Source organism: Pantoea eucrina (genome assembly GCF_020079945.1).
In the GTDB taxonomy this organism is placed as follows: domain Bacteria; phylum Pseudomonadota; class Gammaproteobacteria; order Enterobacterales; family Enterobacteriaceae; genus Pantoea; species Pantoea eucrina.
The window spans coordinates 2387795-2414616 of the sequence record NZ_CP083448.1 but is presented as its reverse complement, the minus strand read 5'-3'; the positions used below and the strand labels follow the sequence as shown (position 1 = coordinate 2414616).

The window sequence follows — 26822 nt, the reverse complement described above, 5'->3', positions numbered from 1 at the left end:
ATCGCTTATGCCTTTTTCGACTTTTAAATCCCCAAAAGATATATAAAACCGTTACTGCTTTCCGGGAAGTTATAAATACACTGACAGCATCTACTGGCCCAGGCTGGATTTCTATTTATCAGGGTGCTGCATGACACTTCCGGTTTTGAAAACATGGCTCAGCGGCGTGGCGCTGTCACTGTCGCTGGCAGCGGCGGCGCAGGCAACGGAGCTGCTGAACAGCTCGTATGATGTGTCACGCGAACTTTTTGTGGCACTCAACGCACCCTTTGAACAGCAGTGGGATGCGGCACACCCTGGCGATAAACTCACGATTAAGCAGTCTCACGCCGGCTCGTCCAAACAGGCGCTGGCTATCCTGCAGGGGCTGCGGGCAGATGTCGTTACCTACAACCAGGTCACTGATGTGCAGGTGCTGCATGATAAAGGCAACCTGATTGCCGCTGACTGGCAAAGTCGTCTGCCAAATAACAGCTCGCCGTTCTACTCCACCATGGCGTTTCTGGTGCGCAAAGGTAATCCAAAGCAGATCCATGACTGGGCCGATCTGGCGCGCGACAACGTAAAGCTGATTTTCCCGAATCCGAAAACCTCCGGCAACGGCCGCTATACCTATCTTGCCGCCTGGGGCGCAGCGGAAAAAGCTGACGGTCAGGATCGCGCAAAAACTGAAGCCTATATGCAGAAGTTTTTGAAGAACGTTGAGGTGTTTGATACCGGCGGGCGCGGCGCGACCACCACGTTTGCTGAACGCGGTCTGGGTGACGTCCTGATTAGCTTTGAGTCAGAAGTAAACAATATCCGCAATCAGTATGGCAAAGATGATTACGAAGTGATTGTGCCGCGCAACAACATCCTGGCGGAGTTCCCGGTTGCCTGGGTAGATAAGAATGTGGCGCATAACAACACCGCTGACGCAGCTAAAGCGTATCTGAACTATCTCTACACCCCAGCGGCTCAGGCGATTATCACCCGTTACTACTACCGCGTGAATAATCCACAGCTGATGGCAGAGCAGAAGGATCGCTTCCCGCAGACCACACTGTTTAACGTCAATGAGGCGTTTGGCGGCTGGGAGCAGGTAATGAAAACGCATTTCGTCAGCGGCGGTGAGCTGGATAAATTACTGGCAGCGGGGCGCGGCTGATGTTTGCTACAGCACAAAAACGCGTCCTGCCAGGTTTCGGCCTGAGCCTCGGCACCAGCCTGCTGTTTACCTGCCTGATTCTGCTGCTGCCTATCAGCGCGCTGCTGATGCAGCTGTCGCAGATGACGCTGGCGCAGTACTGGGCGGTGATCTCCAGTCCGCAGCTGGTAGCGGCTTATAAAGTAACGCTGCTGTCAGCCGGCGTCGCGTCGCTGTTCAACGCGGTGTTTGGCATGCTGATGGCGTGGATCCTAACCCGTTATCGTTTTCCGGGGCGTACGCTGCTGGATGGCCTGATGGATCTGCCGTTTGCCCTGCCCACAGCGGTAGCGGGGCTAACGCTGGCCGGACTCTTTTCCGTTAACGGCTGGTATGGTCAGTGGCTGGCGCATTTTGATATCAAAGTCTCTTATACCTGGATTGGTATCGCAGTAGCGATGGCCTTTACCAGCATTCCGTTTGTGGTGCGTACCGTTCAGCCGGTACTGGAAGAGCTGGGCCCGGAATATGAGGAAGCGGCGGAAACGCTGGGTGCCACGCCGTGGCAAAGCTTCCGGCGCGTGGTGCTGCCTGAGGTGGCTCCGGCGCTGCTGGCCGGAACGGCGCTCTCGTTTACCCGCAGCCTCGGGGAGTTTGGTGCGGTGATCTTTATCGCCGGCAACATCGCCTGGAAAACGGAAGTGACGTCACTGATGATTTTTGTTCGTCTGCAGGAGTTTGATTATCCGGCCGCCAGCGCTATCGCCTCGGTGATCCTTGCCGCCTCGCTGCTGCTGCTGTTTGCCATTAATACGCTGCAGAGCCGCTTTGGCCGTCGCCTGGGAGGTCACTAATGGCGGAGATTTCACACCTCAATCGCGCTGAGCGTGAGCCTTTTAACTGGGGCAAATGGCTGCTGATTGGCACCGGCGCACTGATATCGATACTGCTGCTGGTAGTGCCAATGATCTCTATCTTCTGGGAGGCGCTGGCGCAGGGCGTAGGCCAGGCGTTCAGCAACCTGCAGGATGGCGACATGCTGCACGCGATCTGGCTGACGGTGCTGGTTGCGCTCATTACCGTTCCGGTAAACCTGGTGTTTGGCACGCTGCTGGCGTGGCTGGTCACCCGCTTTACCTTTCCGGGACGGCAGCTGCTGCTGACGCTGTTTGATATTCCGTTTGCGGTATCACCGGTGGTGGCGGGCCTGATGTATCTGCTGTTCTGGGGCGTTAACGGCCCGGCGGGCGGCTGGCTCGATGCCCACAATATTCAGATTATGTTTGCCTGGCCCGGCATGGTGCTGGCGACCGTATTTGTCACCTGTCCGTTTGTGGTGCGTGAGCTGGTACCGGTAATGCTGAGTCAGGGGAGTAACGAAGATGAAGCTGCGGTGCTGCTTGGCGCATCGGGCTGGCAGATGTTTCGCCGCGTAACGCTGCCCAATATTCGCTGGGCGCTGCTCTACGGCGTGGTATTGACCAACGCGCGGGCCATCGGTGAGTTTGGTGCGGTGTCGGTGGTGTCAGGATCGATTCGCGGTGAGACCTATACGTTACCGCTTCAGGTTGAATTACTGCATCAGGATTACAACACCGTGGGCGCATTCACTGCCGCCGCGCTGCTGACCCTGATGGCAATTGTAACGCTGTTTCTGAAAAGCGTGGTGCAGTGGCGATTAGAGCATCAGCAGAAGCGCCAACAGGAGGAAAATCATGAGCATTGAGATCAAACAAATTAATAAAGCCTTTGGCCGCACCCCGGTGCTGAATGATATCTCTCTGGATATTCCTTCCGGCGAAATGGTGGCGCTGCTGGGCCCTTCCGGCTCGGGCAAAACCACGCTGCTGCGTATTATCGCCGGGCTGGAGCATCAGAACAGCGGACAGATCTACTTTCATGGCAAAGATGTCAGCCGCATTCACGCCCGCGATCGCCAGGTGGGATTTGTTTTCCAGCACTATGCGCTGTTCCGCCATATGACGGTGTTTGACAATATCGCCTTTGGCCTGACGGTGCTGCCGCGCCGCGAGCGCCCTTCAGCCGCTGAGATCAAACAGCGCGTCACGCGCCTGCTGGAGATGGTACAGCTGGCGCACCTGGCAAACCGCTTTCCGGCCCAGCTCTCTGGCGGACAGAAGCAGCGCGTGGCGCTGGCGCGTGCGCTGGCGGTAGAGCCACAGATCCTGCTGCTGGATGAGCCGTTCGGCGCACTCGATGCGCAGGTGCGTAAAGAGCTGCGCCGCTGGCTGCGTCAGCTGCATGAAGAGCTGAAATTTACCAGCGTGTTTGTTACGCACGACCAGGAAGAGGCGATGGAAGTCGCGGACAGCGTGGTCGTAATGAGCCAGGGGAACATTGAACAGACAGGTTCCCCGGATGAAGTATGGCGCGAACCCGCTACCCGCTTTGTGCTGGAGTTCCTGGGCGAGGTCAATCGCTTTGAGGGCGAAGTGCACGGATCGCAATTCCACGTTGCCGCCCATCACTGGCCGCTGGGCTATACGCCAGCGCATCAGGGTCGCGTTGAACTCTTCCTGCGCCCGTGGGAAGTGGATGTCTCACGGCAGAGCAGCCTGGAGACGCCGCTGCCGGTACAGGTGCTGGAAGTGAGTCCGCGCGGACACTTCTGGCAGCTGGTGGTACAGGCCTCAGGCTGGCATGAAGAGCCGTTTACCCTGGTCTTCGAAGGTGAGCAGGCGGCTCCGGTACGCGGTGAGCGTCTGTTTGTGGGGCTGCAGCAGGCCCGTCTCTATCAGGGGAATACCCCGCTGCGCCCGGTTGCCTTTGCCGAGAGCGCCTGATATCTTGACATCTCTTTCGGGCGGGACTTTCCCGCCCGTTTTTATTGCCTCTCTTGCGCCTGGAAAACGATCGTGACCACTCTGGAAAATACCATCGGCAATACGCCGCTGATCAGGCTGCAACGCCTGTCGCCCGATAATGGCAGCGAAGTCTGGCTGAAGCTGGAGGGGAATAACCCGGCCGGCTCAGTGAAAGATCGCGCGGCCTGGTCGATGATTCATCAGGCGGAGCTGCGCGGTGAAATCAGGCCCGGCGACCAGCTGATTGAAGCCACGAGCGGTAACACCGGTATTGCGCTGGCGATGATCGCCGCGCTCAAAGGGTATAAGCTGCGGCTGCTGATGCCGGAGAACATGAGCCAGGAGCGGCAGGATGCGATGCGCGCTTACGGGGCCGAACTGGTGCTGGTTACGCGTGAGCAGGGCATGGAAGGCGCACGCGATCTGGCGCAGGCGATGGCCGATCGCGGCGAAGGCCGGGTGCTGGATCAGTTTAACAATCCCGATAATCCGCTGGGCCACTATCTCACCACTGCACCGGAAATCTGGCAGCAGAGCGGCGGGCGCCTGACGCATTTTGTCTCCAGCATGGGCACCACCGGTACCATCAGCGGCGTGGGCCGCTTTCTGAAAGAGCACGCGCCGGCGGTTAAAGTGATTGGCCTGCAGCCGCAGGAAGGCAGCGCAATACCCGGTATCCGCCGCTGGCCTGAAGCCTATCTGCCCGGCATTTATCGCCCTGAGCTGGTAGACGAGGTGATGGATATGGGGCAGCGGGAAGCGGAAGAGACGATGCGCGCGCTGGCGCAGCGTGAAGGGCTGTTCTGCGGCGTAAGCTCCGGTGGCGCCGTAGCGGGAGCGCTGCGCATCGCCCGGGCGCAACCCGGCAGCGTCATCGTGGCGATCGTCTGCGATCGCGGCGATCGTTATCTCTCCACCGGTGTTTTTCACTGACAGCATCTGCCCGGTCAGCCTGCTGCGCTGACCGGCTTGCCGCTTCTGTATCCGCGCATCTGACTGTAAGGATCGCGTAAATCCTGCTGCGTTTCTCCCGCAATCGGCACAAAATAGCACCACTTTAGCTGAGAGAAACCGATGAAAATCCTGCTTGTTGATGATGACGCTGAGCTGGGCACCATGCTCAGCCAGTACCTGCTTGCTGAAGGCTTTGAAACGCAGCTTGCCCTGACCGGCAGCGCCGGGATTGAGGGGGCACTGTCAGGCAGCTACAGCGCCATGATCCTGGATATCATGCTGCCTGACATGAGCGGCACCGACGTGCTGCGTCAGGTGCGCCAGAACAGCCGCCTGCCGGTGATCATGCTGACGGCAAAAGGCGACAATATTGATCGCGTGATCGGGCTGGAGATGGGCGCGGATGATTATGTCCCGAAACCCTGCTATCCGCGCGAGCTGGTGGCGCGCCTGCGTGCAGTTTTGCGCCGCGTGGAGGAGTTGCCGGCGGTGGCGGATAAAAAGGAGCCGCTCTGCCTGGGTGACCTGACGCTCAACCCGGCGACCCGCGTTACCGCATGGCAGGGCAGGGCGCTGGAGCTGACCGCGTCAGAATTTAACCTGCTGCAGCTGCTGCTGCGGGCGCCTGAGCGGGTGGTAACCAAAGATGAACTCTCTGAGCAGGGGCTGGGACGGTCGCGGGAAGCTTACGATCGCAGCGTTGATGTCCATATCAGCAATATCCGGCAGAAACTGGCGGCGCTGACAGCTGAGAGCGTGACGATTGAAACCGTGCGCAGTATTGGCTATCGCATCCGATGAAGCGCAGCTATCGCGGGCGCATGTTCTGGAAAATTCTGCTGGGTTTCTGGCTGGTATTCCTGATTATCAGCCAGCTGCTCTGGCTCGGCTTTGCGCTGTCGGGTAGCCGGCATGAGCCGCCCGACATTGCCGCGGTACGGCGCATTGTGAATCTGCAGATGGCCTCCGCTGTCTCCGTTCTTGAGCGCGGCGGTCCGGCTGCGCTTGACGACATGATGGCTGATTGGTCTGCAGAAGATCGTCAGTTTTTCTCGGTGCTGCCCCAGCGTGCGACGGCGCCGCGCGCCGCCGGCAGGACGCAGGCAGCGTTTGGCGCGCCGTTTCACGGCCCCATTCCTGACGTGATAGTGCGCCAGGTAACAGACGCAGACGGCAACGGCTGGGAGCTGCGTTATGACGTCAGGGCGTTGCGGCGCGACAGCACCATAGGCGAGCGCCCGCGCCGCATTCTGAATATTCCGCAACCGATGTTTATCTTCGCCGGTGCGCTGGGGCTGCTCTTCAGCCTGCTGCTCGCCTGGAATCTTACGCGCCCGATGCGCCAGCTGCGCGAAGGATTCGCCCGCGTAGCCAGTGGCGATCTCTCGGTGCGGCTCTGGCCGCTGATGCGCCGTCGTCACGATGAACTCTCCAGCGTGGCGCACGATTTTGATGCCATGGTAGAACGGCTCGATACGCTGATTAACGCCCGCGAGGCGCTGCTGCACGATATCTCTCACGAGCTGCGTTCACCGCTGGCACGCCTGCAGCTGGCAACCGGGCTGGCGCGTCAGACGCCGGCAACGGTCGCGGTATCGCTTAACCGCATTGATGAGGAAGCGCGTCGCCTCGACAAGATGATTGGCGAGCTGCTGACGCTGTCACGCGTCAGTCACGAAAGCCTGCCGGGAGAAGATTACTTTGATCTTCTCGGGCTGCTGGAGGTGGTTATAACCGATCTGCGCTATGAAGCGCAGCTGACTGGCGTGCTGGTGGAGTTTACCGCCGATGAGACGGCTGACTATACGGTGCGCGGTAACGCCGAGCTGATCCGGCGTGGCGCAGAGAATGTATTGCGAAATTCGCTGCGTTTTTCGCAGCAGGGGCAGGTGATCCGGGTAGATCTGCACGCGGAAGCAGCCTGGCTGACGATCTGCATTCGCGATAGCGGACCCGGCGTCGATCACAGCAAACTCTCCAGTATCTTCGATCCCTTTGTGCGGGTAAACACGCCGCTGGCCGGAAAAGGTTACGGCCTCGGGCTATCTATCGTCCGTAAGGTGATGCTGGCTCATCATGGCGAAGTTCAGGCGCAGAATATGCCAGAAGATGGTCTTGAGGTGATTCTCAGGCTCCCGCACTGGCGCAAAGCGTAGCGAAAACAAAAACGGCACCCATCGGGTGCCGTTTTCAGAGAGTGCTAACGTCCGTTATTTTTTGATACGAATAACCGGCGTTTCGCCAACAGTTACCTGACCGGAAAGCTTGGTCAGATCTTTGATCTCATCCATATTCGAGATCACAACCGGTGTCAGCGTGGATTTCGCTTTCTCTTCCAGCAGCGGCAGATCGAACTCGATCACAACGTCGCCTTTTTTCACTTTCTGACCTTCTTCGGCGATACGTTTGAAGCCTTCACCTTTCAGCTCTACCGTATCGATACCGAAGTGGACAAACAGCTCAATGCCGTTGTCTGATTCAATGGAAAACGCGTGGTTAGTTTCGAAAATCTTGCCGATAGTACCATCAACCGGTGCAACCATTTTGTTGCCAGTCGGTTTGATTGCGATACCATCGCCCACGATTTTCTCAGCAAACACGACATCAGGTACGTCTTCAATATTGACAATTTCGCCTGACAGAGGCGCAACGATATCGATAGTCCCTGACGCGCTCTCTGATTTTTCGCCAAAAAGTTTAGAAAACAAACCCATGATCTTCTCCTAAGCAGTATTTTGGGGCCAGCATCACGTGGATCAGCAGAGCGTTTTTTCTTTAATGAACTTGTTGACCAGATTCATCAAATCTTCCGCTGTGGGTTGAGCCAGAGCCTGCTCTGCCAGAGCCTTAGCATCTTCGTAATTGGTATTACGAATGATTTTCTTGATGCTCGGGATCGAAATGGCACTCATGCTGAATTCGTCCAGCCCCATTCCCAGTAACAGTAGTGTAGCACGTTCATCACCCGCCAGCTCACCACACATGCCGGTCCATTTCCCTTCGGCATGTGATGCGTCGATCACTTGCTTAATGAGGCCAAGTACAGATGGCGTCATTGGGTTATAGAGGTGTGAAATCAAATCATTACCACGATCGACCGCCAGAGTATACTGCGTCAGGTCATTTGTCCCAATACTAAAGAAGTCGACTTCTTTCGCCAGATGACGGGCGATAACGGCTGAAGCCGGGGTTTCCACCATGATGCCCACTTCAATGGACTCATCAAAGGCTTTGCCCTCTTCACGCAGCTGCGCTTTCAGGGTCTCCAGCTCCGCTTTCAGGAAGCGTACTTCTTCCACCGAAATAATCATCGGGAACATGATACGCAGTTTGCCAAAAGAGGAGGCGCGCAGAATGGCGCGCAGCTGGGCATGCAGGATCTCTTTACGATCCATTGCGATACGAATTGCACGCCAGCCGAGGAACGGGTTCTCTTCTTTCGGCAGGTTCATGTAAGGCAGATCTTTATCGCCGCCGATATCCATCGTGCGCACGATAACCGCCTGAGAACCTACGGCCTCTGCGACGGCTTTATAGGCCTGGAACTGCTCCTCTTCTGAAGGCAGCGAATCACGGTCCATAAACAGGAATTCGGTACGATAGAGGCCCACGCCTTCTGCACCATTACGCTCTGCACCGGCCACGTCGCGAACGGTACCGATGTTGGCGCAGACTTCAACCTGATGACCATCCAGCGTAATGGCAGGCAGATCTTTCAGCTTGGCCAGCTCATGTTTCTCAGAAAGGTACTGAGTCTGAATCGCTTTCAGCTCTTCCTGTTCCGCTTCAGTTGGATTGACATAAATTTTATTGTTTACGCCATCCAGAATCAGAAAATCACCGTTTTTAACGGTGGTAGTCACGCTACCGGTGCCGACAATCGCAGGCAGTTCCAGCGAGCGCGCCATGATTGAGGTGTGCGAGGTGCGTCCACCCAGATCGGTGATAAAGCCCAGCACCTTTTTCAGGTTAAGCTGCGCAGTCTCTGATGGAGTCAGATCTTTTGCGACTAGAATCGCTTCTTCAGCAATAGAGCCGAGATCGACCATATGCAGGCCAAGAATGTTCTGCAGCAGGCGCTTACCGATATCACGTACGTCAGCTGCGCGCTCTTTCAGATACTCATCATCGAGCTCTTCCAGCGCTTTAGCCTGGCCTTCAACCACAGAGTGAGCCGCAGCGTCAGCGGTGACATGATCTTTTTTAATCAGGTCAATGATTTCCTGCTCAAGCTCTTCGTCTTCCAGCAGCATGATGTGACCTTCAAAGATCGCCGCTTTCTCTTCACCGAAGGTTTCACCGGCTTTGACGCAGATCGCCTGAAGCTGTTCTGCTGCTTTGCTACGTCCATCAAGGAAGCGCTGAACTTCCTGATCAACCTGGTCGTCTGTAATCTTTTTACGGTTGATGACGATCTCATCTTCTTTCAGCAGCAGTGCTTTGCCGAAAGCGATACCCGGTGATGCTAAAATGCCTGAAATCATAACCCTACCTTTTTATCACGATGGCTCGTTGACCCGATGCATTGCCATTGTCGTGGAGCAGTACTCTAGTGAAGCGATATCGCGGACAGGTTGTCCGCGATCAAGATAGTTGCACTCAATGGGGCAAAGGAGTCGATTTGGTGGTGACCGCGCGAAGTTACTCGAGCTCGGCCATCAGCTTAACCAGATGTTCAACTGCCTGCTGCTCATCTTCACCTTCAGCAGAGAGCGTGACTACGGTTCCCTGGGTCAGACCCAGCGTCTGCAGCTTAAACAGGCTTTTTGCGCTGGCAGATTTGCCGTTGGAAGTCACAGTGATTTCTGACTGGAACGCCTTAGCTTCTTTGACGAACTGTGCAGCAGGACGCGTGTGCAGACCGTTTGGTGCGGTAATGGTAACTTCTTGCTGGAACATGCTATTTCCCCAACTTTTTCAGGTTTGGTGTTATGGATCTAAAGTCTAGCCTGGAGCCGTAACTTTAGCCTGTGTAGGTACGCTGGTATGGCATCATGCTGACCAGAAAAGGACGCTCTGATGAATAAGCCATTTTTGCAATGACGGATCAACAACTGCGTTTGTTCGTCACCGGGTTAATTATGCCGTGATTCGCCATTTCGCCAAATCAGTAAATCGATTCAGCTTGATCCACTTCAAGGGCAGATTAATTTCAGGCACCGAAATAATTGGCAGCTTAAATACCAGAGCGGCATCACTGAAATCAATCTGCCCGGTGATGAAAGTGAGATCTGCGCCACAAAAAAGCACCCGAAGGGGTGCTTTTTTCGACACTTTAAGACTTTGACGATTACTGCTGCAGCTCTTTTTCCGTGAACAGATCGGCAAAGAGTGCGGTGCTGAGATAGCGTTCGCCGGAAGAGGGCAGGATCACCACAATATTCTTGTTTGCGAAGGCTTCATCTTCCTGCAGCTTCAGCGCAGCAGCCACCGCCGCACCCGATGAGATGCCGGCAAGAATACCTTCTTCTTCCATCAGCTGACGCGCCGTGCTGATCGCTTCATCGTTGGTGATGGCAATAACCCGATCGACCAGCTGCAGATCAAGGTTACCGGGAATGAAGCCTGCGCCGATGCCCTGAATTTTATGCGGACCCGGTTTGATCTCTTCACCCGCCATCGCCTGTGCGATAACCGGCGAGTCGGTAGGTTCTACCGCCACGGTAATTAGCTCTTTTTTGCCTTTGGTATTCTTGATATAGCGACTTACGCCGGTCAGGGTGCCGCCGGTTCCTACACCGGCAATAAAGACATCAACTTCGCCATCGGTGTCTTCCCAGATTTCCGGCCCGGTGGTTTTTTCATGAATCTCCGGGTTAGCCGGGTTGCTGAACTGCTGCAGCAGAACATACTTATCCGGATCGCTGGCAACAATCTCTTCCGCTTTGGCGATGGCGCCTTTCATGCCTTTTGGCCCTTCGGTCAGCACCAGATTGGCACCCAGCGCTTTCAGCAGCTTACGACGCTCAATTGACATCGTCTCTGGCATGGTCAGCGTTAGCTTGTAGCCGCGTGCAGCGGCGACGTATGCCAGGGCGATACCCGTGTTACCGCTGGTCGGCTCAACCAGTTCTACGCCAGGCTTCAGAATTCCGCGTTTTTCTGCATCCCAAATCATATTGGCACCGATACGGCACTTGATGCTGAAGCTCGGGTTACGCGACTCGACCTTCGCCAGAATACGTCCGTTACCGATGCGGTTCAGTCGAACCAGCGGCGTATGACCAATTGTCAGCGAGTTGTCTTCGTAGATCTTACTCATTGCCCGTCCTTAACTGTATGAAATATTGGGAACCCTTTGAGGATACCTGTTCTGTCTCCGCGCGGAAGGAAAGAAATAGTATATCTATATAGCCCCTGACCATAAGCCGTGCGGAAAAATGCATAAGCCTGGATCGCTGCGGTTAATGACGAGCTAAATCAGCACGATAGCGATCGACCCACATCGCGGTCGCCCCGCATACGGCCACCGGCATAATCACCAGATTCAGAATGGGTATCATGGTAAACAGGCTGACCATCGCGCCAAACTGCATATTGGCGACTTTATGCCGCCGCAGGGCAGTGCGCATATGCGGAAAGCTGACCTTATGGTTGTCAAACGGATAGTCGCAGTACTGGACAGAAAGCATCCATGCGCTGAACAGAAACCACAATACCGGCGCCACTATCTGACCAAAGCCAGGGATAAAATAGAGCAGCAGCAGGCCCAGCGCACGCGGCAGGTAGTAACCCAGCTTCTGCAGTTCACGTTTCATAATGCGCGGCAGATCTTTAAGCAGGCCCATCCAGCCACTGTCAGGCAGCGGCCTGCCGGTGAGTTGTCCCTCCAGCTGTTCAGCCAGCAGGCCGCAAAAGGGAGCGGCAATCAGGTTGGCGAGCGTGGAAAAAAAATAGCCAAACACTAGCACGATTGAAATCACTGAGAGCGGCCAGATGAGATAGCTCAGCCACTGCAGCCAGTCGGGCACGTGTGAAAGCAGCTGAGGGATCCACTCTCCCAGCCGCCGGAACAGCCAGTAAAACGCGCCGCCGAGCAGCAGCACATTCACCAGCAGCGGCACAATGACATAGCGGCGGATCCCCCGCATATGCACCAGGTTCCAGCCGCGGGCAAAGTAGTGAAGACCATTAAATGATGAGACTGAATTCTCTGCGGGCATAACAAGCCTTTCTCCTGTAAGTAGCGGCATCAACATCATACCCTGGCTTTTCCCGGTGAGCTGGCCTGCTTTGTGCGAAAAAACAGCGAAAAAGCGTCGGCTGGCTATCTTATTTGTCAGAAAATAGTGCGCAGACTTGCACTTGTGTAGCAGGGCAAATACAGTTAGAGGATAAAGTTTGCCGTGGTGGCAAGGTATTGGAACAACAGAGAATACAATGATGCAGGATTTGCGTCTGATATTAATCGTTGTTGGCGCGATCGCCATAATAGCGCTGCTTCTTCACGGACTGTGGACCAGTCGTAAAGAGCGTTCGTCCGTATTTCGCGATCGCCCGCACAAACGTCTCAAACAGCGCGATGACGCGGATGACGATCTGCTGAGTGATGAAGAGGATGGCGTCGGTGAAGTGCGCGTCCATCGTCAGCATGACGACAGTGATGAACCTGTGTTCACCGCGCCGCCAGCCAAACCGGCCGCGCCGCGAGCGCCGGAGCCGGCACGCCAGCCTTTCACACAGCATGAAACCCCGCTGACGGGCGATCCGCTGCTGGACAGCAAGCCTGCGCCTGCGCACTCCGCGCCGCAGCAGCCTGTTTCTCCGCCGCCTGTGCAGCAGCCTGCTGCGCCGCAGCCGGTTGCGAAACCGCAGCCTGCGCCGGTACAGTCCGATCCGCTGCTGGATAACGAACCTCTTCCAGCGGCACAGCCCGCTCTGGAATTCAGCGCTGCACCTGAGCCTGAAGCCGTACCTGAGCGTGAAGCGACGCCAGCCCCGCAGGAACCGCAGCCTGCAGCGCCTGGCAGTAAAAAAGAGACGGTACTGGTTCTGCACGTTGCCGCTCATGCAGGCGGTGCGCTCAACGGTGAAGCGCTGCTGCAGGGCGTGTTACAGGCGGGTTTCCAGTTTGGCGAGATGAACATTTTTCACCGCCATCTGAGTCCGGCCGGCAGCGGCCCTGTTCTGTTCAGTCTTGCTAACATGGTGAAGCCGGGTTCCTTCAACCCTGACACCATGGGCGACTTCACGACACCTGGCGTCTCGATGTTTATGATGGTGCCATCCTACGGCGACGCGCATCAGAACTTTAAGCTGATGCTGCAGTCAGCCCAGCGTATTGCCGATGACGTCGGCGGCGTGGTGCTGGATGACGAGCGTCGCATGATGACGCCGCAGAAGCTTGAGACTTACAAAGCCCGCATTCGCGAGGTGGTTGGCGGCTAACCGCTACGGCAGTATTACATGTTTACGCCCGCCATTTGCAGCGTGAAACAGAGTCACTCTCAACCCCCGCCAGCCGGGGGTTTTTTATCGGATAAACACTATGAAATCAGTTCAGGAGCAGATCGCAGCGCTCAGTACCACGCTGCGTCATCATGAGTATCTCTACCACGTGATGGATGCGCCGGAAGTCCCGGATGCTGAATATGACCGGCTGATGAATCAGCTGCGCGAGCTGGAGCGTGCGCATCCCGATCTGATTACCCCCGACTCACCTACGCAGCGGGTCGGCGCGGCGCCGCTGACCGCTTTTGAGCAGGTGCGGCATGAAGTGCCGATGCTGTCGCTGGATAACACCTTTGATGAGGCAGGGTTCCGCGCCTTTAACAAACGCGTACAGGATCGGCTTAAGAGCAGCGATGAGCTGACCTACTGCTGTGAACTCAAACTTGATGGTCTGGCGGTCAGCCTGCTGTATGAAAACGGCTTACTGGTGCGGGCCGCTACCCGCGGCGACGGCACAACCGGCGAAAATATCACCGCTAACGTGCGCACCGTCCGGGCGATCCCGCTGCGGCTGCGGGGCGATAATATCCCGGCGCGGCTGGAAGTGCGCGGTGAAGTGTTTATGACTGAAAGCGGGTTTGAAAAGCTCAATGAGGAAGCGCGGCGTACCGGTGGCAAAGTCTTTGCGAATCCGCGCAATGCGGCAGCCGGCTCACTGCGTCAGCTCGATCCCCGCATCACCGCCAGACGCCCGCTAACCTTCTTCTGCTACGGCTTTGGCCTGCTGGAGGGCGGCGAGATCCCGGCCAGCCACTGGGAACGCCTGCAGCAGTTTAAAGCCTGGGGTTTACCGGTCAGTGAGCGGATCAAACGGGTTCATACCGCTGATGAAGCGCTGGCGTTTTATCATCATATTGAGCAGGAGCGGCCTAAACTCGGGTTTGATATCGACGGCGTGGTAATCAAAGTCGATTCACAGGCGCTGCAGGAGCGGCTCGGTTTTGTGGCGCGCGCGCCGCGCTGGGCGATCGCCTTCAAATTCCCGGCACAGGAGCAGCTGACCGTGGTGCGCGACGTTGAGTTTCAGGTCGGACGCACCGGGGCCATTACGCCAGTAGCGCGTCTCGAACCCGTGCAGGTCGCAGGGGTCATGGTAAGTAATGCCACTCTGCATAACGCCGATGAGATCGCCCGTCTCGGCCTGCGCATCGGCGACCGGGTAGCGATTCGCCGCGCTGGTGACGTGATCCCGCAGGTGGTCAGCGTGGTAGAGTCTGACCGGCCGGCTGACGCGCGTGAAATTGTGTTTCCGCAGCACTGCCCGGTGTGTGGCTCTGACGTGGAGCGGGTAGAGGGTGAAGCGGTAACGCGCTGTACCGGAGGGCTGATCTGCGGTGCCCAGCGTAAAGAGGCGCTTAAGCATTTTGTCTCGCGTCGCGCCATGGATGTGGATGGCATGGGAGATAAAATCATCGATCAGCTGGTTGAGAAAGAGTATGTGAAAACGCCAGCCGATCTGTTTCGCCTGACGGCCGGTAAACTGACCGGACTGGATCGCATGGGGCCGAAATCGGCACAAAACGTGGTGGCCGCACTCGAAAAAGCTAAACTGACGACGCTGCCGCGGTTCCTGTATGCGCTGGGGATCCGCGAGGTGGGTGAAGCCACGGCAGCTAACCTCGCCCGTCACTTTGGCGAGCTGGAGCGGGTGATGAATGCCGATCTCGATGCGCTGATTGCCGTGCCGGATGTGGGTAAGGTTGTTGCCGCTCACGTCCGCAATTTTATGGAAGAAGAGAGCAACCGTGAGGTGATCCGCGAGCTGACAGAAGAGATCGGCATTCACTGGCCTGCCGTCGCGGTGATCAAAGCAGAAGAGATCGATAGTCCCTTTGCCGGTAAAACGGTGGTGCTTACCGGCTCTCTGTCGCAGATGAATCGCGATGATGCGAAAGCGCGTCTTGCCGCGCTGGGCGCCAAAGTCAGCGGCAGCGTATCAAAGAAAACCGATCTGCTGATCGCCGGCGAAGCGGCGGGCTCCAAGCTGGCGAAGGCCCAGGAGCTGGGTATTCCGGTTATTGACGAAGCGGAGATGATCCGCCTGCTGGACGCATAATATGGAGAAACAGCAGCTGCTGGCTATCGCCAGCACGGTGATGCCGTTTGGTAAATATCAGGGCCGGCTGCTGATCGATCTGCCGGAAGAGTACCTGCTCTGGTTTGCGCGCAAAAATGCGTTTCCGGCGGGTACACTGGGCGCGTTGATGCAGCTGACGCTGGCGATTAAAATAGAGGGGCTGCAGGGGCTGATCGCACCGCTCAGGCGCCCCCCGCAATAAAAAAGCCCGCTTGCGCGGGCCGGTTTTTATGACTTCTGCACCTCTGGCTGCTGCGCCAGCCGCTTTTCATTACCTGCTTTATAGCGCTGAGCAATGAACGAGCAGATCATCAGCTGTACCTGATGAAAGATCATCAGCGGCAGCACAATAATGCCCACCGCACTGGCCGGGAAAAGAATATTAGCCATCGGCACGCCGTTCGCCAGGCTCTTTTTCGAACCGCAGAACAGCACCACAATCTCATCAGCCCGGCTGAAACCAAACAGCCGTGAGGCACCGATATTGATTGCCAGCGCAATCAGCAGCAGCAGCAGGCTGCCTGCCAGAATCCACAGCAGGGTATCGACGCCCACGCGATGCCAGATGCCATTTACCACCGCTTCACTAAAGGCTGAATAGACAACCAGCAGAATCGAGGTTTGATCGGTTTTGCCAATCAGGCTGCGATGCTTTTCCACCCAGCCGCCGATCCAGCGGCGGGAGAGATGACCGACAACAAACGGCACCAGCAGCTGCATCACAATCTTACCAATCTGCTCCAGGCCGTTACCCGGCGCCGCACTGTGCACGTTCATTACCAGATTGACCAGCAGAGGGGAAATAAACACGCCCAGCAGGCTGGAGGCGGACGCAGCGCAGACCGCCGCCGCAACATTCCCGCCTGCCATAGAGGTAAAGGCGATAGAGGATTGTACGGTGGCAGGCAGAATGCAGAGGTAGAGGAAGCCGGTATAGATTTCAGGCCCGACGTTAACCGGGTGCCACCAGACCAGCAGCAGCCCGAGCGCCGGAAAAATCACAAACGTGCTGCACATAATCCACAGATGCAGACGCCAGTGGCTGCTGCCGGCAATAATCTTCTCGCGCGACAGTTTGGCACCGTGCATAAAGAAGAGCAGGGCGATAGCGGCAGTGGTGAGGTATTCAAAAAAGTCGACAAAACCGCCGCGTGCCGGCAGAAAGCTGGCCAGCAGTACGGTAATGATGAGTTTGATCATCATTGGATCGAGTCGTAAAAAGCCCATTGTTAACGTCCGGTTAAAAGAAAAAGTCTGGCAGAGATTGTGCGCTAAGCGCGTTTAGAAATAAAATTGATTTATTGCATTAATCTATGAGCAGAATCGATGAATTATACGTTACGCCAGCTGCGTACTTTTGTTGCTGTTGCCCGACAGGGAAGCTTTAGCCAGGCGGGGCAGCTGATAGGGTTAAGCCAGTCGGCGGTAAGCCATAGCGTGAAAGAGCTGGAGGCGGAAATAGGCGTGCGCCTGCTGGACCGCACGACGCGTGAAGTATTACTCACCGGGGCAGGGCAGCAGCTGGCAACCCGGCTGACGCGCCTGCTGGAAGAGCTGAATACCACGCTGCTGGATGTGCGCAGTTACGGCGAGCAGCGCAGCGGGACCGTACGGGTTGCGGCCAGTCAGACGCCCTCTGCGCATCTGATGCCGCAATGTCTGGCCAGCACGCAGCAGCACTATCCCGATATCCGCGTGATCCTGCACGACAGGGTGCAGCAGGCAGTGTTGCACAGCGTGCGTAATGCGGAAGTTGATTTCGGGATTGTGATTGGCCCGCTGGGTGACGCAGAGTTTGACGCCGAAGAGATCCTGCAGGAGCCTTTCCTGTTACTGTGTCATCAGAATGATGCGCTGGCGCAAACCGAGAGCGTTACCTGGGCGATGCTGACAGATCGCAATATGGTACTGCAGGACTACGCCTCAGGCAGCCGGATGCTGGTGGACGCGATACTGCAGCAGCTCGCTGTCAGGGTGAATGTGGTACAGGAGATTGGTCATCCGGCGACCCTCTATCCGATGGTGGAAGCGGGCATCGGCATCAGCATTTTACCGGCGCTGGCGCTGCCGCTGCCTTCGGGACGTAAGCTGGTGGTACGCCGGCTTTATCCGGAGATGAACCGCAGTCTGATGCTGATCAAACGTAAAAACCGTTCGCTTACGCCCGCTGCGGAGGCGGTCTGGCAGAAAGTGCGTCAGCAGGCTGAGCTGCTGACGCAGACTCGCTCACTCTATCCGGCGTTTTAGATATAGACGTCGAGCTGGTTGTCTGGCGTTGGCCGGTTAATGCCATCCGCCCGGGCGCTCACCGGCTGTTCAGTCTGCTGCTGCTGTTCTGCCTTTTCCGCTTCGCGCTGCTGAATCTGAGCAATCTGTGCATAGAGCATCTGGATCTGGCTCTCCAGCATCTGCTGCTGTTCTGATTTTTGCTCCTGCGTCAGCGTATGATTGTCCGCCAGAGATTTGAGCTGGCTGGTAATAGCGGCGATCTGTTTATTAATAGCGGCAATCTCAGAGGCTGCCCCGCCTCCGCTGCTGCCCCCGGCCCCGATAGTGCTAATACCTGATATTGTCGTCATCATTTTCTCCTTGCCATAAACTCTGAAGGTTATCGGCAGCAGAAGTAAAGGCTTCAGGCGTGCAACCTGGAATGTTGAGGGCCGCGCTGATTTCAGGGCCGCATAAATGCGGCCCCTGCAGATATGTCTGAGGCTATGTAAGTCGTGGGGCGCCATTAATGCCGCCCGAAAGAAACAAAAAAAGCGCCCATAGGGCGCTTTTTTCTGAATTTGGTGGGTCGTGCAGGATTCGAACCTGCGACCAATTGATTAAAAGTCAACTGCTCTACCAACTGAGCTAACGACCCGAAGTGGTGGGTGATGACGGGTTCGAACCGCCGACCCCCTCCTTGTAAGGGAGATGCTCTACCAACTGAGCTAATCACCCACTTCGGTACTTCTTTAACAGGCTGTCTGGCTAAGATATGGTGGGTGATGACGGGTTCGAACCGCCGACCCCCTCCTTGTAAGGGAGATGCTCTACCAACTGAGCTAATCACCCATATCTTATCTCTTACTACCTGTTCACTGCGGGCCACCTGAAGAGTGGTGGGTGATGACGGGTTCGAACCGCCGACCCCCTCCTTGTAAGGGAGATGCTCTACCAACTGAGCTAATCACCCCCGCTGTGTGGAGTCGCATTATAGGGATCCTTCGAAGTGAGTCAACGCTTTTTAAAATTAAAATGTTTGTTCGCTTTAAAAATAGTCACCCTGAAGGGGTTTTAGCCAATGTGCTGGTTTTATTAGCAGAAAAAGCCGTTTGCGCTGCGGCTGCGGCGGTGAGAGTGATTGAGGAATCATCTCCACCTGCTAGAATGTGCGCACTGTTTTTTCGCGTTAACCCGTTTTTTTGTCATCCAGACAAGAAAACCTGCGCATCTAAGGCAATGCTGAATGAAAATTAAAACCCGCTTCGCCCCGAGCCCGACCGGCTATCTGCACGTTGGAGGCGCCCGCACCGCGCTTTACTCCTGGCTTTTTGCACGTCATTACGAAGGCGAGTTTGTCCTGCGTATTGAGGACACTGACCTGGAGCGCTCCACGCCGGAAGCGATCGAAGCCATTATGGATGGTATGAACTGGCTGAGCCTTGACTGGGATGAAGGTCCTTACTATCAGACCAAACGTTTTGACCGCTACAACGACGTCATTGATGAGATGCTGGAAGCGGGCACCGCCTACAGGTGCTACTGCTCCCGCGAGCGTCTTGATGCACTGCGTGAAGAGCAGATGGCTAACGGTGAAAAGCCACGCTATGACGGTCGCTGCCGCGACAGCCATGAACATCACGCCGCTGATGAGCCTTGCGTAGTCCGTTTCCGTAATCCGCAGGATGGCTCTGTCATCTTTGACGATCAGATCCGCGGCCCGATTGAATTCAGCAATCAGGAGCTGGACGACCTGATCATTCGTCGTACCGATGGTTCACCGACCTACAACTTCTGCGTGGTGGTGGATGACTGGGACATGGGGATCACGCACGTTATCCGTGGTGAAGATCACATCAATAATACACCGCGTCAGATCAACATCCTGAAAGCGATTGGCGCGCAGGTTCCTGTCTATGCGCACGTCTCAATGATCCTCGGTGATGATGGCAAAAAACTCTCCAAGCGTCACGGCGCGGTAGGCGTGATGCAGTATCGTGACGATGGCTATCTGCCGGAGGCGCTGCTTAATTATCTGGTTCGTCTGGGCTGGTCTCATGGCGATCAGGAGATCTTCAGCATTCCTGAGATGAAATCGCTGTTTACGCTGGATGCGGTCAGCAAATCAGCCAGCGCATTCAACACTGAAAAACTTCAGTGGCTGAATCACCACTATATTACTACGCTGCCGCCAGAGTATGTAGCGACGCATCTGCAGTGGCACATTGAACAGCAGCAGATCGATACCCGCACCGGGCCTGAACTGGCAAAACTGGTGACGCTGCTGGGCGACCGCTGCAAAACGCTGGTGGAGATCGCCGCTTCCTGCCGCTACTTCTATGAAGAGTTTGACGCTTTTGATGCGGACGCCGCGAAGAAGCATCTGCGTCCGGTTGCGCGTCAGCCGCTGGAGTTGGTGCGTGACAAGCTGGCTGCACTGAGCGACAGCGACTGGAATGCAGAGCAGATTCACCATGCGATTCAGAGCGCGGCGGATGAACTTGAGCTGGGTATGGGAAAAGTCGGCATGCCGCTGCGTGTTGCCGTTACCGGAGCAGGACAGTCGCCAGCGCTGGATGTGACCGTGGAAGCGATTGGCCGCAGCCGTAGCGTCGCGCGGATTGAGAAAGCGCTGGCATTTATTGCCGAGCGCGAAGCTAACGCCTGATAGCTTATCGCTCTCGCTCGCTGCGGGAGCGTTATCAGGTACAACAAAAAAGCCGGAAGCAATTGCCTCCGGCTTTTTTATGCATCCTGAATACCCAGCCTTTCCAGAACACCGCGGATCCCTTCACGCAGTAACAGGGCGGCGAGCTGGTCCTGTTCTGTCTGCGTCATTTGCTGGACAGAATTTATTAATAACGCAGGTAACGTATTCTGCTGAGCGGCGTAATTCGCTGCCGGTTCACTCGCGTGGCGGGTGGACTGAATAAAGCTTTTCACCCGCTCATCGATATGGATCAAACGCGCTTTGCCGCCCTGTACGCCGGGCTTAGGCGTGGTGGTCCAGTTTTCGCGTTTGATCCATTTGTTCACCGTCTGCCGACTGTAGCCCGTTTCAAGCGCGAGCTCTTCGGGGGTTAGCCATTCCTTTTTCACGATGCTGTCCCTGTTGAATACATTAGCTCTACATATTACAACAAAACGTTACTGGGAAAAGTAATCCGGACAGAAAATGCTTTTTACGACCAATAAAAGACATTAATAGGTTATGAGGCTTCGCGCGTAACTGCCTGTTCCGGGCGGAACGCCAGGAAATAGGTCAGACCGACGAAGATAGCGCCCCCTACGGCGTTGCCAAGGAACACGGCAATAACGTTAGGCGCAAACTCGGCCCAGCTCATCTGACCCGCAAAGATAGCCGCCGGCACAATAAACATGTTCGCCACGACGTGCTGGAAACCAATGGCAACGAACGCCATCACCGGGAACCACATTCCCATGATCTTGCCCACCATATCTTTACTGGCAAACGCCAGCCACACCGCCAGGCAGACCAGCCAGTTACAGCCCACGCCAGAGATAAAGGCATGCAGGAAATCGGCGCTGACTTTAGCGTGCGCAATCGCAACGGTTTTTTTCAGGTAGTCACCTTCCGTCATGCCCAGCATATGCCCAAAGAACCAGGCGACGGCGACGCTACCAATAAAGTTCGCAACCGTAACCCAGAACCAGTTACGCAGGACGCTCAGGGCGCTGATCCGGCGGGCAAACCACGCCACCGGCAGCGTCATCATATTGCCCGTCAGCAGCTCACCGCCGGCCAGTACGGTCAGAATCAGGCCCACCGGGAATACGGCAGCGCCCAGAAAGCTGGAGAATGAGCCCCATTCGGCAGGCAGCTGGTTTATGACGTGCAGATCGAGCAGGAAGCCGGTCGCGATAAAGGCACCGGCCATAAAGCCAAGAATTAATAAGGTTGAAACAGGCAGGCGGCTTTTAGCCACGCCAGCCTGAATCGCCAGCTGGGCGATCTCTTTGGGAGTATGTAGCGACATAATTCTCTTTTTCTTTTGTTAAACAATGGGATGATTTTACCGGTTATTAAGGAGCTAACCCTGGCAGGTCAACCGGTTAATTAGCGTGCGAAGTTTTACACGGACCATTAACGAAAACAAGCCTGGCGCTAACATCTTTAACCTGAATTTAACCCGCTGGCGCGCTGCTTTTTGGCCGCCATCAGCGGGCAGGAGAGCATAAGTGGCGAAAAAAAAAGGTCACTGCAACACGGGTTTGCCGTCTTTTTCAGCGATTGCACACAGAACGAGAATTTGCCGTTGACACACTCTGAGCGGTTTCATATTATGCCGTCCGTCGGGTCTGCCCGGCAGTTTTTTCGGTACGGGGCTATAGCTCAGCTGGGAGAGCGCTTGCATGGCATGCAAGAGGTCAGCGGTTCGATCCCGCTTAGCTCCACCAAACCGCTCCCAACGGTTTGCACCGAAAAAATGATTCCAGATGTGGGGGTATAGCTCAGCTGGGAGAGCGCTTGCATGGCATGCAAGAGGTCAGCGGTTCGATCCCGCTTATCTCCACCAAATCTTCGTTGTTGTTCTGAATAACTTCCCGTTACTGCGATAAATCTCTCCCTGAATGACCTTTTCTGTCAGTTCTGCTCTCTGCAACGCACGCTTTATAGCGGCAGCTATTCCGTTGGTGAAAATCAGTGATGCGCAGAAAGCGCAGAGGGAAGCGTGGTGCTGAAGGCGTAGCGGCTGAGCAGGAGAGCAGGGCGAGCCGAAGCCCGCCCTGATAATCAGAAAGCGAGTACCAGACCGGCAATGGCAGCTGAAAGCACGCTGACCAGCGTTGAACCGTAGAGCAGTTTCAGGCCAAAGCGTGATACCACATTGCCCTGTTCTTCATGCAGTCCTTTAATCGCGCCAGCCACAATCCCGATGGATGAAAAGTTAGCGAACGATACCAGGAACACCGAAAGAATGCCCTCTGCGTTAGGTGACAGCTGGCCGGCAACTTTCTGCAGATCCATCATCGCCACAAATTCGTTAGAGACCAGTTTGGTGGCCATAATACTGCCTACCTGCAGCGCTTCATGAGCCGGAACACCCATCACCCAGGCAAACGGATAGAATACATAGCCCAGCACGCCCTGGAAGCTGATACCAAAAATCAGGTCAAACAGCGCATTCAGACCGGAGATCAGGGCAATAAAGCCAATCAGCATAGCCGCAACGATAATCGCCACTTTAAATCCGGCAAGAATATATTCACCCAGCATCTCAAAGAAGCTCTGACCTTTATGCAGATCCTGCAGCTGCAGATCTTCTTCGTTCTCTACGCGGTAAGGGTTGATCAGCGACAGAACGATAAAGGTACTGAACATATTCAGCACCAGTGCGGCAACCACATACTTTGGCTGCAGCATGGTCATGTAGGCGCCAACAATGGACATCGATACGGTCGACATAGCGGTGGCCGCCATGGTGTACATACGACGCTGCGACATTTTGCCGAGAATATCTTTATATGCGATGAAGTTTTCTGACTGTCCCAGAATCAGAGAACTGACGGCGTTAAAAGACTCCAGCTTGCCCATGCCGTTCACTTTTGACAGCACGGTTCCGATACCGCGGATGATCCACGGCAGAATGCGGAAATGCTGCAAAATACCGATCAGCGCAGAAATAAAGACGATAGGGCATAAAACATTAAGGAAGAAGAAGGCGAGTCCCTTTTCGTTCATGCCGCCAAACACAAAATTGGTGCCTTCACCTGCATATTTCAGCAGGTAATCAAACATGCTGGCAAAGCCCTTAACAAAGCCCAGTCCCGCCTCAGAGGTCAGGAAAAACCACGCCAGCAGGAGTTCAATCACTAAAAGCTGTGCGATATAGCGAAAGCGAATACTTTTACGGTCGTGACTGACCAGCAGGGCCAGCACGCCGACGACCACCAGTGCTAAAAGGAAATGCAAAATATGGGACATATCGGCTCCAAATTTGAGGAGGGTTGTATTTTGCTGCGTATTCTATGTAACACGTTACTTAAAAACGAGATCAAACCCGCATTATAAGTATTCAGTATCGCAATTTTTTGCGGATAACTCTGCCTGCTCACATCACCGTAACAAACCGCTCACACAATTTATCCACACAGAGATTGTTTATAATTTGTTCCGGGCGTAGAGTAAATCCGTTCTATGCTTTGTCAGAGGCCGATCTTTGCGTTGATGTATAGCATTGGCTATACTTTATAGCACTATCTATTACTGCGATAAATATAACCAGATTTCACTTGCCTGTAAGGCCCCTTAAACTCAGCGGGTCTACACGCGTCAGGACAGGATCACACTATGTCAGAAAGCCGCACCGCAGAGCGCGCCGCCCGCGGAGCCAGAAAACTTAAGCTCGCCCTGCTGGGGCCTGCGTTTATCGCCGCTATCGGTTATATCGATCCGGGTAACTTTGCCACCAACATTCAGGCAGGAGCCGCCTATGGCTATAAGCTGCTGTGGGTGGTGGTCTGGGCAAACGTCATGGCGATGCTGATCCAGCTGATGTCAGCCAAGCTGGGGATCGCAACCGGTAAAAACCTGGCGGAGCACATACGCGACCGTTTCCCGCGTCCCGCCGTCTGGTTTTACTGGGTGCAGGCCGAAATCATCGCGATGGCGACCGACCTGGCAGAGTTTATCGGTGCCGCGCTGGGCTTTAAGCTGCTGCTTGGCATCTCACTGCTGCAGGGCGCCGTACTGACCGGCATTGCGACCTTTTTGATCCTGATGCTGCAAAGCCGCGGACAGAAACCGCTGGAGCGGGTGATTGGTGGCCTGCTGCTGTTTGTTGCCGCGGCCTATATCGTTGAGCTCTTTTTCTCCCAGCCCAGCGTCAGCCAGCTCGTTACCGGGATGGCCCTGCCTTCGTTACCGGGGTCTGACGCGGTATTTCTGGCAGCCGGTGTACTGGGTGCCACCATTATGCCGCACGTTATCTATCTGCATTCAGCGCTGACCCAGCACGGTAATAAAGGCACCAAAGCCGAACGCTACTCCTCCACCAAACTGGATGTGGCGATTGCGATGACCATTGCCGGCTTCGTGAACCTGGCAATGATGGCCACGGCGGCGGCGGCGTTTCACTTCAGCGGACACACCTCCATTGTCGATCTTGACCAGGCGTATCTGACGCTGGAGCCGCTGCTCGGGCAGGCCGCAGCGATTGTATTTGGATTGAGCCTGGTGGCGGCCGGACTCTCCTCCACGGTGGTCGGCACCCTGGCAGGGCAGGTGGTGATGCAGGGCTTTATCCGGTTTCATATTCCGCTGTGGGTCCGGCGGGTAATTACTATGCTGCCCTCATTTATTGTTATCTGGGCTGGCTGGGACCCGACGCGCATTCTGGTGATGAGTCAGGTGCTGCTGAGTTTTGGTATTGCGCTGGCGCTGATCCCGCTGCTGGCGTTTACCGGGAATCGTGAGCTGATGGGGGATGAACTGGTCAACTCCCGACTGATGCAGAACACCGGCCGCCTGATTGTGATGCTGGTCGTGGCACTGAACATCTATTTACTGGTGGGAGAAGCGCTCGGCTGGTAGCGTAAAAACCGGCGCGAAGGCGCCGGGAGAAGGTTTAGTGATGGTGGTCATGAGGATGCGGCGGGCCACCGTGTCGCCAGTGCGCGCGACGTTCCCGTTCATGATGACGATCCTGTTCACGCCAGCGCTCCCGCTCATGCCGGCGTCGTTCATGTTCGCGGTCGCGCTCCCACGCTTTATGACGCTTCCACTCTTCATGGCGCCACCAGCGATGTTCATTATACTGGTAGCGGTCGTTCCACCAGCGCGGTTCGCGCCAGTTCCCGCCATCCCAGTAATAGCCGCGACGGTCACGTTCTCCCAGCTGTAAACTGACGCCGGGGGCAAGATCGATGGTAGCGCTGGTAGCATGGGCTGTGTGTGGCACCAGCGGCGATAATGTTGCCAGCAAAACGGCAACGAAAAGTGCAGATTTCATGTTATCTCCTTGCGACAGCTTATCACTGCTATCGTCAGACCAGTGTGCCACATCGGACCAGCTTAGCCTTGAGAGTTAGTCTGAAAAAGTACGACGGCAGCAGAATATGCGGTTAGTTAACCGCCCCTGCTGCCGTAAAAGAGAGCGGTTACATCAGGATCCGATCGATCGCCTGCAGCTCTTCAGGAGTCAGCGCCGGCTGGCTCAGCATCGCTACTGCGTCGTCGATCTGCGCAATTTTGCTGGCGCCAATCAGCACTGAAGTGATGCGCGGATCGCGTAACACCCAGCTCAGCGCCATCTGCGCCAGCTTCTGCCCGCGCTGCTGCGCCAGCACCTGCAGCTGCCGGACTTTTTCCATTTTCTCTGCGGTAAGCTGGTCCTCATTCAGGAATTTACTGCCGCTGGCAGCACGCGAATCCTGCGGGATGCCCGCTAAATAGCGATCGGTCAGTATGCCGCCCGCCAGCGGTGAAAAGGCGATGCAGCCGGTTCCCTGTTCGCCCAGCATATCCAGTAGGCCCTGTTCCGGGCCGCGTTCAAACAGCGAATAGCGCGGCTGATGAATCAGACAGGGCGTACCGAGCTCACGCAGCAGCGCTATAGCGCGTGCGGCCTGCTCAGCCGGATAGTTAGAGAGCGCAACATAGAGCGCTTTGCCCTGACGGACGCAGTGATCGAGCGCGCGCATCGTCTCTTCCAGCGGCGTATGCGGGTCGGGACGATGGTGATAAAAAATATCCACATACTCCAGCCCCATGCGTTTCAGGCTCTGATCGAGGCTGGCGATCAGGTATTTACGCGACCCCCAGTCACCATAAGGGCCGTCCCACATGGTGTATCCCGCTTTGGTAGAGATCACCAGCTCATCGCGCAGGCCGGAGAAATCTTCCCGCAAAATACGACCGAAGTTTCTCTCTGCAGAACCGGGCGGAGGACCATAGTTATTGGCCAGATCGAAATGAGTAATGCCGCAGTTAAAGGCGTGGCGCAGCAGTTCGCGACTGGTATCGACGCGCGTCGCGTCGCCAAAGTTGTGCCAGAGCCCCAGTGAAATAGCGGGCAGTTTCAGCCCGCTCTGGCCACTGCGGCGATAGTGCATCTGCTGATAACGATCGGGATGAGGAAAAAGAGGCATGGCTTAGAGTTATCCTGCAATAGAAATGAGTATTCCGGCCAGTTAGTGTATGCGTTTACACTGCGCTAAA

27 protein-coding genes and 6 tRNA genes are annotated in these 26822 nt (G+C 55.8%); 16 read left to right on the top strand and 17 right to left on the bottom strand.

Annotated features, from left to right (window positions below; translation table 11 throughout):
- Window positions 1-130 precede the first annotated feature (130 nt).
- From LAC65_RS11550 to LAC65_RS11520, 7 genes are all read left to right on the top strand, one after another.
- A complete protein-coding gene (locus LAC65_RS11550; protein ID WP_039379467.1) occupies window positions 131-1147 on the top strand; it encodes a sulfate ABC transporter substrate-binding protein in 1017 nt (338 codons plus the stop codon).
- A complete protein-coding gene (gene cysT, locus LAC65_RS11545) occupies window positions 1147-1980 on the top strand; it encodes a sulfate/thiosulfate ABC transporter permease CysT (RefSeq protein ID WP_039379465.1) in 834 nt (277 codons plus the stop codon). Before LAC65_RS11550 ends, cysT begins: the two co-directional genes overlap by 1 nt.
- Window positions 1980-2852, top strand: coding sequence for a sulfate/thiosulfate ABC transporter permease CysW (cysW, locus tag LAC65_RS11540; RefSeq protein WP_039379463.1), 873 nt, complete (start codon window positions 1980-1982; stop codon window positions 2850-2852). Before cysT ends, cysW begins: the two co-directional genes overlap by 1 nt.
- A complete protein-coding gene (cysA, locus tag LAC65_RS11535) occupies window positions 2842-3930 on the top strand; it encodes a sulfate/thiosulfate ABC transporter ATP-binding protein CysA (protein WP_039379461.1) in 1089 nt (362 codons plus the stop codon). The genes cysW and cysA overlap by 11 nt, the downstream gene beginning before the upstream one ends.
- Before the next feature lie 72 nt (window positions 3931-4002).
- Entirely contained in the window at window positions 4003-4884 is an 882-nt protein-coding gene (gene cysM / locus LAC65_RS11530; protein ID WP_039379459.1) for a cysteine synthase CysM, read from the top strand.
- Window positions 4885-5025: 141 nt separating this feature from the next.
- Window positions 5026-5706, top strand: coding sequence for a response regulator transcription factor (locus LAC65_RS11525; protein ID WP_039379457.1), 681 nt, complete (start codon window positions 5026-5028; stop codon window positions 5704-5706).
- Window positions 5703-7061 (top strand): ATP-binding protein, encoded by a 1359-nt coding sequence (locus LAC65_RS11520; protein WP_203025583.1) that lies wholly within the window; start codon window positions 5703-5705, stop codon window positions 7059-7061. Before LAC65_RS11525 ends, LAC65_RS11520 begins: the two co-directional genes overlap by 4 nt.
- Window positions 7062-7115: 54 nt before the next feature.
- Here LAC65_RS11520 and crr read toward each other — a convergent pair whose 3' ends face one another.
- The 6 genes from crr to cysZ all read right to left on the bottom strand — a co-directional run bounded on the left by crr (window position 7116) and on the right by cysZ (window position 12068).
- The gene (gene crr, locus LAC65_RS11515; RefSeq protein ID WP_039379452.1) at window positions 7116-7619 is read right to left on the bottom strand and encodes a PTS glucose transporter subunit IIA; all 504 of its coding nucleotides are present in this window, start codon (window positions 7617-7619) and stop codon (window positions 7116-7118) included.
- 42 nt (window positions 7620-7661) lie between these two features.
- Complete coding sequence (ptsI, locus tag LAC65_RS11510) at window positions 7662-9389, bottom strand: phosphoenolpyruvate-protein phosphotransferase PtsI (RefSeq protein WP_039379450.1); 1728 nt, start codon at window positions 9387-9389, stop codon at window positions 7662-7664.
- Between the two features lie 157 nt (window positions 9390-9546).
- Window positions 9547-9804: a phosphocarrier protein Hpr gene (gene ptsH, locus LAC65_RS11505; RefSeq protein WP_007889063.1), complete on the bottom strand. Its 258-nt coding sequence runs from the start codon at window positions 9802-9804 to the stop codon at window positions 9547-9549.
- 180 nt (window positions 9805-9984) lie between these two features.
- Complete coding sequence (locus tag LAC65_RS11500) at window positions 9985-10179, bottom strand: hypothetical protein (RefSeq protein WP_039379447.1); 195 nt, start codon at window positions 10177-10179, stop codon at window positions 9985-9987.
- Window positions 10180-10195: 16 nt separating this feature from the next.
- On the bottom strand, window positions 10196-11167 hold the full coding sequence (cysK, locus tag LAC65_RS11495; RefSeq protein WP_039379445.1) for a cysteine synthase A: 972 nt from the start codon (window positions 11165-11167) through the stop codon (window positions 10196-10198).
- A gap of 142 nt (window positions 11168-11309) precedes the next feature.
- Window positions 11310-12068 (bottom strand): sulfate transporter CysZ, encoded by a 759-nt coding sequence (cysZ, locus tag LAC65_RS11490; protein WP_039379442.1) that lies wholly within the window; start codon window positions 12066-12068, stop codon window positions 11310-11312.
- A gap of 217 nt (window positions 12069-12285) precedes the next feature.
- Between cysZ and zipA the strand changes: the two genes are divergently transcribed.
- From zipA to LAC65_RS11475, 3 genes are all read left to right on the top strand, one after another.
- Complete coding sequence (gene zipA / locus LAC65_RS11485; RefSeq protein ID WP_224144783.1) at window positions 12286-13293, top strand: cell division protein ZipA; 1008 nt, start codon at window positions 12286-12288, stop codon at window positions 13291-13293.
- A gap of 100 nt (window positions 13294-13393) precedes the next feature.
- A complete protein-coding gene (gene ligA, locus LAC65_RS11480) occupies window positions 13394-15412 on the top strand; it encodes an NAD-dependent DNA ligase LigA (protein WP_039379437.1) in 2019 nt (672 codons plus the stop codon).
- Window position 15413: 1 nt separating this feature from the next.
- A complete protein-coding gene (locus tag LAC65_RS11475; RefSeq protein ID WP_039379435.1) occupies window positions 15414-15635 on the top strand; it encodes a DUF3820 family protein in 222 nt (73 codons plus the stop codon).
- A 26-nt stretch (window positions 15636-15661) separates the two neighbouring features.
- Here the strand turns inward: LAC65_RS11475 and LAC65_RS11470 are convergent, their stop codons facing one another.
- Entirely contained in the window at window positions 15662-16660 is a 999-nt protein-coding gene (locus tag LAC65_RS11470) for a bile acid:sodium symporter family protein (RefSeq protein ID WP_039379433.1), read from the bottom strand.
- Between the two features lie 99 nt (window positions 16661-16759).
- Here LAC65_RS11470 and LAC65_RS11465 point away from each other — a divergent pair, with 99 nt between their 5' ends.
- Window positions 16760-17680: a LysR family transcriptional regulator gene (locus LAC65_RS11465; RefSeq protein ID WP_039379430.1), complete on the top strand. Its 921-nt coding sequence runs from the start codon at window positions 16760-16762 to the stop codon at window positions 17678-17680.
- Here LAC65_RS11465 and LAC65_RS11460 read toward each other — a convergent pair.
- From LAC65_RS11460 to LAC65_RS11440, 5 genes are all read right to left on the bottom strand, one after another.
- Window positions 17677-18015, bottom strand: coding sequence for a FlxA-like family protein (locus LAC65_RS11460; RefSeq protein WP_333715965.1), 339 nt, complete (start codon window positions 18013-18015; stop codon window positions 17677-17679). The two genes, LAC65_RS11465 and LAC65_RS11460, sit on opposite strands and share 4 nt — an antisense overlap.
- Window positions 18016-18223: 208 nt before the next feature.
- Window positions 18224-18299 (bottom strand) — tRNA-Lys (locus LAC65_RS11455).
- 4 nt (window positions 18300-18303) lie between these two features.
- Window positions 18304-18379: transfer RNA gene (locus tag LAC65_RS11450), tRNA-Val, on the bottom strand.
- A 38-nt stretch (window positions 18380-18417) separates the two neighbouring features.
- A tRNA-Val gene (locus tag LAC65_RS11445) sits at window positions 18418-18493 on the bottom strand.
- Window positions 18494-18538: 45 nt separating this feature from the next.
- Window positions 18539-18614, bottom strand: a tRNA-Val gene (locus tag LAC65_RS11440).
- Between the two features lie 62 nt (window positions 18615-18676).
- Here LAC65_RS11440 and LAC65_RS11435 point away from each other — a divergent pair.
- Together LAC65_RS11435 and gltX are read left to right on the top strand one after the other, a co-directional pair.
- A complete protein-coding gene (locus tag LAC65_RS11435; protein WP_144380229.1) occupies window positions 18677-18898 on the top strand; it encodes a hypothetical protein in 222 nt (73 codons plus the stop codon).
- Entirely contained in the window at window positions 18888-20309 is a 1422-nt protein-coding gene (gene gltX, locus LAC65_RS11430) for a glutamate--tRNA ligase (protein WP_039379426.1), read from the top strand. Before LAC65_RS11435 ends, gltX begins: the two co-directional genes overlap by 11 nt.
- A gap of 77 nt (window positions 20310-20386) precedes the next feature.
- Here gltX and LAC65_RS11425 read toward each other — a convergent pair whose 3' ends face one another.
- Both LAC65_RS11425 and LAC65_RS11420 read right to left on the bottom strand, forming a co-directional pair.
- A complete protein-coding gene (locus LAC65_RS11425; protein ID WP_039379424.1) occupies window positions 20387-20740 on the bottom strand; it encodes a YfeC-like transcriptional regulator in 354 nt (117 codons plus the stop codon).
- Between the two features lie 110 nt (window positions 20741-20850).
- The gene (locus LAC65_RS11420; RefSeq protein WP_039379422.1) at window positions 20851-21639 is read right to left on the bottom strand and encodes a formate/nitrite transporter family protein; all 789 of its coding nucleotides are present in this window, start codon (window positions 21637-21639) and stop codon (window positions 20851-20853) included.
- 345 nt (window positions 21640-21984) lie between these two features.
- Between LAC65_RS11420 and LAC65_RS11415 the strand changes: the two genes are divergently transcribed.
- Both LAC65_RS11415 and LAC65_RS11410 read left to right on the top strand, forming a co-directional pair.
- Window positions 21985-22060, top strand: a tRNA-Ala gene (locus LAC65_RS11415).
- A 43-nt stretch (window positions 22061-22103) separates the two neighbouring features.
- Window positions 22104-22179, top strand: a tRNA-Ala gene (locus tag LAC65_RS11410).
- Between the two features lie 218 nt (window positions 22180-22397).
- Here the strand turns inward: LAC65_RS11410 and LAC65_RS11405 are convergent.
- Entirely contained in the window at window positions 22398-23588 is a 1191-nt protein-coding gene (locus LAC65_RS11405; protein WP_039379419.1) for a NupC/NupG family nucleoside CNT transporter, read from the bottom strand.
- A 366-nt stretch (window positions 23589-23954) separates the two neighbouring features.
- On the opposite strand from LAC65_RS11405, the gene LAC65_RS11400 reads away from it, so the two are divergent.
- On the top strand, window positions 23955-25196 hold the full coding sequence (locus tag LAC65_RS11400; protein WP_039379417.1) for an Nramp family divalent metal transporter: 1242 nt from the start codon (window positions 23955-23957) through the stop codon (window positions 25194-25196).
- Between the two features lie 34 nt (window positions 25197-25230).
- Here the strand turns inward: LAC65_RS11400 and LAC65_RS11395 are convergent, their stop codons facing one another.
- The gene (locus LAC65_RS11395; RefSeq protein ID WP_052246436.1) at window positions 25231-25614 is read right to left on the bottom strand and encodes a DUF2502 domain-containing protein; all 384 of its coding nucleotides are present in this window, start codon (window positions 25612-25614) and stop codon (window positions 25231-25233) included.
- Window positions 25615-25762: 148 nt separating this feature from the next.
- Window positions 25763-26752 (bottom strand): L-glyceraldehyde 3-phosphate reductase, encoded by a 990-nt coding sequence (mgrA, locus tag LAC65_RS11390; RefSeq protein WP_039379414.1) that lies wholly within the window; start codon window positions 26750-26752, stop codon window positions 25763-25765.
- Window positions 26753-26822 lie beyond the last annotated feature (70 nt).

What these genes read in the sequence shown, in the direction of transcription:
- LAC65_RS11550 (WP_039379467.1), top strand. Translation starts at nt 131, where the DNA reads ATGACACTTCCGGTTTTGAAAACATGGCTCAGCGGCGTGGCGCTGTCA.
- cysT (WP_039379465.1), top strand. Translation starts at nt 1,147, where the DNA reads ATGTTTGCTACAGCACAAAAACGCGTCCTGCCAGGTTTCGGCCTGAGC.
- cysW (WP_039379463.1), top strand. Translation starts at nt 1,980, where the DNA reads ATGGCGGAGATTTCACACCTCAATCGCGCTGAGCGTGAGCCTTTTAAC.
- cysA (WP_039379461.1), top strand. Translation starts at nt 2,842, where the DNA reads ATGAGCATTGAGATCAAACAAATTAATAAAGCCTTTGGCCGCACCCCG.
- LAC65_RS11525 (WP_039379457.1), top strand. Translation starts at nt 5,026, where the DNA reads ATGAAAATCCTGCTTGTTGATGATGACGCTGAGCTGGGCACCATGCTC.
- LAC65_RS11520 (WP_203025583.1), top strand. Translation starts at nt 5,703, where the DNA reads ATGAAGCGCAGCTATCGCGGGCGCATGTTCTGGAAAATTCTGCTGGGT.
- crr (WP_039379452.1), bottom strand. Translation starts at nt 7,619, where the DNA reads ATGGGTTTGTTTTCTAAACTTTTTGGCGAAAAATCAGAGAGCGCGTCA.
- ptsI (WP_039379450.1), bottom strand. Translation starts at nt 9,389, where the DNA reads ATGATTTCAGGCATTTTAGCATCACCGGGTATCGCTTTCGGCAAAGCA.
- ptsH (WP_007889063.1), bottom strand. Translation starts at nt 9,804, where the DNA reads ATGTTCCAGCAAGAAGTTACCATTACCGCACCAAACGGTCTGCACACG.
- cysK (WP_039379445.1), bottom strand. Translation starts at nt 11,167, where the DNA reads ATGAGTAAGATCTACGAAGACAACTCGCTGACAATTGGTCATACGCCG.
- cysZ (WP_039379442.1), bottom strand. Translation starts at nt 12,068, where the DNA reads ATGCCCGCAGAGAATTCAGTCTCATCATTTAATGGTCTTCACTACTTT.
- zipA (WP_224144783.1), top strand. Translation starts at nt 12,286, where the DNA reads ATGATGCAGGATTTGCGTCTGATATTAATCGTTGTTGGCGCGATCGCC.
- ligA (WP_039379437.1), top strand. Translation starts at nt 13,394, where the DNA reads ATGAAATCAGTTCAGGAGCAGATCGCAGCGCTCAGTACCACGCTGCGT.
- LAC65_RS11475 (WP_039379435.1), top strand. Translation starts at nt 15,414, where the DNA reads ATGGAGAAACAGCAGCTGCTGGCTATCGCCAGCACGGTGATGCCGTTT.
- LAC65_RS11470 (WP_039379433.1), bottom strand. Translation starts at nt 16,660, where the DNA reads ATGGGCTTTTTACGACTCGATCCAATGATGATCAAACTCATCATTACC.
- LAC65_RS11465 (WP_039379430.1), top strand. Translation starts at nt 16,760, where the DNA reads ATGAATTATACGTTACGCCAGCTGCGTACTTTTGTTGCTGTTGCCCGA.
- LAC65_RS11460 (WP_333715965.1), bottom strand. Translation starts at nt 18,015, where the DNA reads ATGATGACGACAATATCAGGTATTAGCACTATCGGGGCCGGGGGCAGC.
- LAC65_RS11435 (WP_144380229.1), top strand. Translation starts at nt 18,677, where the DNA reads ATGTTTGTTCGCTTTAAAAATAGTCACCCTGAAGGGGTTTTAGCCAAT.
- gltX (WP_039379426.1), top strand. Translation starts at nt 18,888, where the DNA reads ATGAAAATTAAAACCCGCTTCGCCCCGAGCCCGACCGGCTATCTGCAC.
- LAC65_RS11420 (WP_039379422.1), bottom strand. Translation starts at nt 21,639, where the DNA reads ATGTCGCTACATACTCCCAAAGAGATCGCCCAGCTGGCGATTCAGGCT.
- LAC65_RS11405 (WP_039379419.1), bottom strand. Translation starts at nt 23,588, where the DNA reads ATGTCCCATATTTTGCATTTCCTTTTAGCACTGGTGGTCGTCGGCGTG.
- LAC65_RS11400 (WP_039379417.1), top strand. Translation starts at nt 23,955, where the DNA reads ATGTCAGAAAGCCGCACCGCAGAGCGCGCCGCCCGCGGAGCCAGAAAA.
- LAC65_RS11395 (WP_052246436.1), bottom strand. Translation starts at nt 25,614, where the DNA reads ATGAAATCTGCACTTTTCGTTGCCGTTTTGCTGGCAACATTATCGCCG.
- mgrA (WP_039379414.1), bottom strand. Translation starts at nt 26,752, where the DNA reads ATGCCTCTTTTTCCTCATCCCGATCGTTATCAGCAGATGCACTATCGC.